The sequence below is a fragment of the Collinsella sp. AF33-16 genome (assembly GCF_003475325.1).
Classification (GTDB): domain Bacteria; phylum Actinomycetota; class Coriobacteriia; order Coriobacteriales; family Coriobacteriaceae; genus Collinsella.
Genome location: NZ_QRQC01000039.1, coordinates 1 through 4,674, shown reverse-complemented (window position 1 = coordinate 4,674; position 4,674 = coordinate 1). Strand labels below are relative to the sequence as shown.

At 59.5% G+C, this 4,674-nt stretch carries 4 protein-coding genes; 1 reads left to right on the top strand and 3 read right to left on the bottom strand.

Translation table 11 applies throughout. The features are described 5' to 3' along the window. Positions 1-156: 156 nt before the first annotated feature. The 3 genes from DWZ52_RS09705 to DWZ52_RS09695 all read right to left on the bottom strand — a co-directional run bounded on the left by DWZ52_RS09705 (position 157) and on the right by DWZ52_RS09695 (position 3,042). The gene (locus tag DWZ52_RS09705; RefSeq protein WP_118385429.1) at positions 157-1,557 is read right to left on the bottom strand and encodes a phosphoglucomutase/phosphomannomutase family protein; all 1,401 of its coding nucleotides are present in this window, start codon (positions 1,555-1,557) and stop codon (positions 157-159) included. A 158-nt stretch (positions 1,558-1,715) separates the two neighbouring features. After that, complete coding sequence (locus tag DWZ52_RS09700; protein ID WP_055252635.1) at positions 1,716-2,609, bottom strand: homocysteine S-methyltransferase family protein; 894 nt, start codon at positions 2,607-2,609, stop codon at positions 1,716-1,718. Positions 2,610-2,619: 10 nt separating this feature from the next. Further along, positions 2,620-3,042, bottom strand: a complete 423-nt coding sequence (locus tag DWZ52_RS09695; RefSeq protein WP_089573098.1) for a metal-dependent transcriptional regulator — start codon at positions 3,040-3,042, stop codon at positions 2,620-2,622. Positions 3,043-3,162: 120 nt separating this feature from the next. On the opposite strand from DWZ52_RS09695, the gene pepT reads away from it, so the two are divergent. Beyond that, entirely contained in the window at positions 3,163-4,410 is a 1,248-nt protein-coding gene (gene pepT, locus DWZ52_RS09690) for a peptidase T (RefSeq protein WP_118385430.1), read from the top strand. Positions 4,411-4,674: the final 264 nt, after the last annotated feature.

Sequence of the window (4,674 nt, the reverse complement as noted above, 5' to 3'; positions counted from 1 at the left end):
GGCCGCGCGGCAAGGAGATATATTGCCAGACCGGAGGGGCGTCGGGGGCGGGAATCTGGGCGTACACATTTCCTACACAATTTGGGATCCGACTAACGTTTGCCAGCCGTTAACTACCCCTCGCCGAGCATCTCTTTATATAAGGCAGTCTCATGGTTAAAGCGGATACGTTCCCCTAGCTAAAGCACAGCCAGCATCGAGCAACTCATCACGCTCTTCCACTGAGAACCCCTCGGCGTAGACGCGCACCACTGGTTCGGTCCCGCTAGGACGGACCAGCAGCCACGTATCATCCTCGAATGCTAAACGCAAGCCATCCATATGACTAACGTTTTGCGGTACCTTGCCACAAATCGACTTGGGGTTTACGCCCGGCAGCAGGGTTCGCAACGTTTCGGCATCTTCGGCCTCAAGGCGCAAATCGCGTCGACCGTAACTCGTCTTACCAAATCTGTCCTCGAGTTGGTCGACCAGAACGCCCAAAGGCGCGTCCGTCTTTGCCATAAGCTCACACAGAATCAGACAGGCGAGGATTCCATCGCGCTCGGGCATATGCGCGGCGATGCCGATACCACCGGCTTCTTCGCCGCCTATGAGGACGCCACCCTTCTTCATCTCTGCCGCTATATATTTGAAACCGACTGGTTTGACGGTCACGCGGCAGCCAAGCGCCTCGGCAATGCGACGCACGAGCGTCGAGCACGAAAGATTGACGACGACGCGCCCCTCCAAATTACGAAATTGAACCAAGTCGCCCAAAACGAGCGCCATGATCTGATGCGGATGTATATATCTGCCGCGCTCGTCAACCGCGCCGATACGGTCGGCGTCGCCGTCGGTCACCAGGCCAGCGCAAGCTCCGTCCTCGATAACCGTATGCTCGCAAGCGTCCACCCACGGCTCAACGGGGTCGGGGCAGATATCTTCTTGGTCAGGCGCCTGCCCGGCGTGAATCTCGTGCACCTCAACGCCAAGCTCGCGCAGCAAGTCGGCTAGATAGCCCTGGGCTGCGCCGCCCATGGGGTCAACAACCACGCGCAGGTGCGCGGCGCGGATGGCTTCGGCATCGACAAACGATGCCACCGCTTGCATATAGTCAGGAATGATATCCGCGGTGCGATATTGCCCCTCGATCCCCATTGGCTCGGGAGCCATGGTCTCTTCGAGCTCTTCGATGACATCCTGGTTGGCGGTCGAGCCGTCACCCATGCGAATCTTGAGACACAGATAACCCTGCGGATGATGGGACCCCGTCACCATGAGCGCGCCGCACGCCTCACCGTCATAAGCCGCCGCCCACGTAAGGGCAGGGGTCGGAACAGGTCGCGAAGCGAGCACGGCGTCTAGCCCGTGCGCTGCTAGCACACCCGCCGCAAGCTCAGCGAACTCGCGCGCCAGGGGCCGAGTGTCGAACCCTATATATACCGTTTTGCCCGGATTGGTCTTTTGCCACAACTCGCCGACGGCATCGGCGATACGGGCAACGTTATCGGCAGTGAAGTCCTCATCGACGCGAGCGCGCCAACCGTCAGTTCCAAAATGAATTATCGCGCACACGCGCAGACACCTCACAGTGTTTGGATCATGGTACGCATGAGGTATACCCGCGATACACGCTCGGCAACCTGCCGGCACCAGCATTCACCATTTGGGCAAATGCTGCCGAGGACATGCAGGCAATAAAAAAACCGCCCCGTATGGAGCGGTTTTGCCCTTTATATATCGAGCGCCTCGGCCATCGCTGCCGTAGTGATTGCCGTGGTTCCACAGCAACTGCCCACCATTGCGGCACCGGCATGTCTCCATTCGATGCATGCGCGCGCGAAAGCTTCGGGGTTCTCGTGCCATACGGGGCCATCCTGAGTCTGGACCGGATCGCCCACGTTGGGACGCACCGTGACGGGAGTAGTCGCCGATGCAACCATCCTGGGCACCGCCGCGTTCGCGGCCGCAAGCGAACAGCAATTAACACCAACCGAGTTTGCGCCGTGTTTTTCGGCGTACAAAACGGCTGCCTCGATGTTGAGGCCATCGCCCAACAGGTCGCCCTTATCGTCAACGACAAAACTCACCAGAACAGGCATGCCGTCGGCGGCATCTCGGGCGCCGGCAAGCATGGGCTGCAAATTACGGATAGACGTCACCGTCTCGATCAGCAGACCGTCAACACCAGCATTGAGCAAGGCGTGCGCCTGTTCGCGCGCAATGCCTCGGATCTCACGAAACTCGGCCGAGTCCTCGGCAAACCACTCAATACCGATCGGACCCATCGAGCCCAGCAGCAGCTGAGGGTGCGCCTGGCGGGCATCGTCGACGGCCCCGCGATTGACCTCCGCCACGGACGGCGCAATCTGGTCGTGCTTGAGGGCATAGCTTGATGCCTGAAAGGTATTGGTAATGAGTACCTGCGCGCCGGCGGCGACATACAAGCGATGGATACGAGAAACGGTCTGCGGCTCTGCCAGATTCCAAAACGCCGGTGGAATATCGGCGGCGTCGTACTCACTCAACAGAACACTGCCCATGGGGCCCTGCGCCAACAAGGTCTCGCTCGACAAGCGGCGCGTAAGTTCCTCGGCACCAAAGCGATTGTAATAACTCGTATCCATATATATCCCGCTATTCCTCGACGCTGATTCCCTGCTTTTCGAGATAGGCGAGCCAGCGGTTCATCGTGTCCTCGGATAGCGCATGCTCCATCATGCAGGCCTCGGAATCGGCTCGCTCAAATTCGACACCGAGCTCCTGAACCAAAAACGTGCGGACGAGGCGATGACGGTACCAGATAGCCGTGCCAACCTCGCGGCCGCGATCGGTCAGGACTACCTTGCCGTAGTGCGATTGCTCGACAAGCTCGGATGCCTTGAGCGCCGAAACCGCTTTATTGACCGATGCCTTGGAGACGCCAAGGCGCTGCGCGATGTCGACCGATCGCACGCCGTTGGTTTCCCCCTCTTCGCTTTCAATGCGAACCATGCACTCCAAGTAGTCTTCGTTCGCCACCGTCAGATGTAGTTCGCGCGAGCTATTTGTCGTATCCATGATCTTCCGTCCCTTCTGCATTCAATGGCTGATTCTACCCCATCCAAGCGTCGCGGTATGCCGTGGCATACCGTGCTAGAGTTCTTGTTGCACACGACGACCAAGATTGGAGCGGTCTTTATGGAAAACACCACCACGAACCCCGATGTCCTCGAGCGCTTTTTGCGCTACGTCCAGATCAACACGCAGTCCGAGGATGCAAACTGCGACCAGGTACCCTCGAGCGTCGTTCAGTTTGACCTTGCCAACGTGCTGGCTGAAGAGCTGCGCGAGCTTGGTGCGGAAGATGCCCACGTGACCGAGCATGCCTATGTCTGCGCGCATATCCCCGCAAGTGCGGGCGCTGAGGACAAGCCCACCCTTGGCCTGATCGCCCATCTCGACACCACCGAAGTTGCACCGGGCGCCGGCGTGAAGCCGCACATCGTGCACTACGAAGGCGGCGACCTGGTCTGCGGCACGGTTGACGGTAAGCCCGTTGCCATGAGTACCGCCAAGCTTCCCGCCCTGAATGACCTCGCGGGTGAGGACCTGGTCTGCAGCGATGGCACCACGCTGCTGGGCGCGGACGACAAGGCAGGCGTCGCCGAGATCATGTCACTTGTCGCGCGTATCGCTCAGGACCCTTCTCTGCCCCATCCCGCACTCGGCATTTGCTTCTGCCCTGACGAGGAGATCGGCCACGGAGCCGAGCTGCTGGATATCGATACCTTTGGCTGCAAGTACGCCTACACGGTCGACGGCGGCCCCATCGGCGAGCTGGAGTGGGAGTGCTTTAACGCCGCCGAGGCGACTGTCTGCTTTGAGGGCCAGTCCATCCACCCGGGCGACGCTAAGGGCCGTATGGTCAACGCAGGCAATCTGTTCTGCGACTTCAACGCGTTGCTCCCCTACGTGCAGCGTCCGGAGTATACGGAAGGCTACGAGGGCTTTTATCACCTTGAGGGTGTATCTGCGACCGTCGATCACGCCACAGCGCGCTATATCGTCCGCGACCATGACGCCGCCAAGTTCCAGCAGAAACTCGACCTTATTGATGCCGCCGCCTCGATGCTCAACCAGCGTCTGGGTGAGGAGCGCGTGACAGTCGAGATTAAGCAGCAGTATCGAAATATGGCCGAGATCGTTTGTGACTTTCCCGAGCTTATTGATGTTGCCAAGGAAGCCTACCTTGCCTGCGGCGTTGAGCCCCAAGTGCTGCCGATTCGCGGCGGCACCGACGGCGCGCAGCTGTCGTTCCGCGGTCTGCCCTGCCCCAACCTTTCCACCGGCGGCTATTGCTACCACGGCGTCAACGAATTCGTCCCGGTCAGTTCGCTCGTCAAGATGACCGACGTGCTCCAGGAGCTCGTCGCCCGCTTTGCATAAGCCTGGCTGCACAAGTCAAAAAGACGAATCGCCCCGTCCTCAACCAAGAACGGGGCGATTTTTTGCTGCAATGAGAACAGGTTGACGCACGCCAGCCTCTTAACGCAAGGAGTGTCCCAAACTGCCGGCACAAAAGGAACGTCCATTGCCAAGTGCATCAAGAGTGTCCCCTTTGACCAGTCGTTTAAGAACGTCCATTACAGTCGAAATTGTCAGCCCGGGCCCGTCTCGGGCTACGATTGAGGCGCGCCCAGAACGGGCCGC